This is a genomic window from Promicromonospora sp. NPDC050880, assembly GCF_044456525.1.
GTDB lineage: Bacteria > Actinomycetota > Actinomycetes > Actinomycetales > Cellulomonadaceae > Promicromonospora.
This window is the reverse complement of sequence record NZ_JBITFV010000043.1, coordinates 1-1,234: the sequence shown is the minus strand read 5'-3', so window position 1 is coordinate 1,234 and position 1,234 is coordinate 1. Positions and strand designations below refer to the sequence as shown.

General features: G+C 65.2%; 1 protein-coding gene. It reads left to right on the top strand.

Annotation, left to right across the window (positions count from 1 at the left end; translation table 11 throughout):
• Positions 1-69: 69 nt before the first annotated feature.
• The gene (locus ACIBBF_RS26475) at positions 70-1,227 is read left to right on the top strand and encodes an IS30 family transposase (RefSeq protein ID WP_397419423.1); all 1,158 of its coding nucleotides are present in this window, start codon (positions 70-72) and stop codon (positions 1,225-1,227) included.
• Positions 1,228-1,234: the final 7 nt, after the last annotated feature.

Here is a 1,234-nt window from a genome sequence, read left to right as displayed (position 1 = left end):
GGCGGATTCAACCGGTCAGTGCAATGGGTGCTGTGAGATGGGGCAGACGCTGATCTCGGGAGGCACCGGATGCAGGGCAAGCATGGTCATCTCAGTCGTGAGCAGAAGCAGCTCGCGCTCCGTCTGCATTCCAAGGGGTGGCGGCTGGTCGAGATCGCCCGCGAGGTCGGCTGCACTGCACCGATGGTCGGGAAGATGGCCCGTGAAGGGCGACACCTGGACGGCAAGCCGTTCGGGTGGGAGCCACGCGATGGCCATCTGACAGTCCTGGACCGCGAGCAGATCCTTGTCGGTCTGGCCCGCGGCGATTCTCTCACCGCGATCGCGCGTCGACTGGGGCGTGCGGTCTCGACCATCAGCCGCGAGGTCAAGCGAGGCGGTGGACGGGAGAGCTACTCGGCGTGGCGAGCGCATGAGCACGCTCGCGAACAGTCCAGAAGGCCGAAGCCGTTCAAGCTCGATACCGGGCGACTGCTGGAGACGGTGACAGCCCAGTTGGAGAGGTTGTGGTCACCGCAGGAGATCGCCGCGCGCCTACGGTTGGAGCATCCCGATGACCCGGAGATGCACGTGAGCCACGAGACGATTTACAAGTCCCTGTTCGTGCAGGGACGCGGGCAACTGCGCCGCGAACTGGCACGCTGCCTCAGGTCGGGACGCACGACCCGGAAGCCGCGAACGGCGACCGACGGGCGCGGCCGGCTGCCGGGGATGGTGATGATCAGCGAACGTCCCGCTGAGGTCGAGGACCGGGCAGTTCCCGGGCACTGGGAAGGCGACCTCATCCTGGGAGAGAACAGTCGAAGCGCCGTCGGAACCCTCGTCGAACGCAGCACGCGCCTGACGTTGCTGCTGCACTTACCGCACGGCAAGAGCGCCGACCAGGTCGAGACCGCGATGCGCGAGGCGATCACCGCGCTGCCACCATCGCTGGCACGGACGATCACCTGGGACCAGGGCGCGGAGATGGCCAAGCACATCGAATTCACCACGACGACGGGCATCCCGATCTACTTCTGCGACCCACATTCACCCTGGCAACGCGGCAGCAATGAGAACACCAACGGCCTGCTGCGCCAGTACCTGCCCAAGAGCACCGACCTCAGCATTGTGACCCGTGCTCAACTGACCGCGATCCAGGACTCCCTCAACGGGCGACCCCGCAAGACGCTCGGATATCTGACACCATCAGAAAAGTTCGCAGAACTCGTTGCAACCACCGGTTGAATCCGCC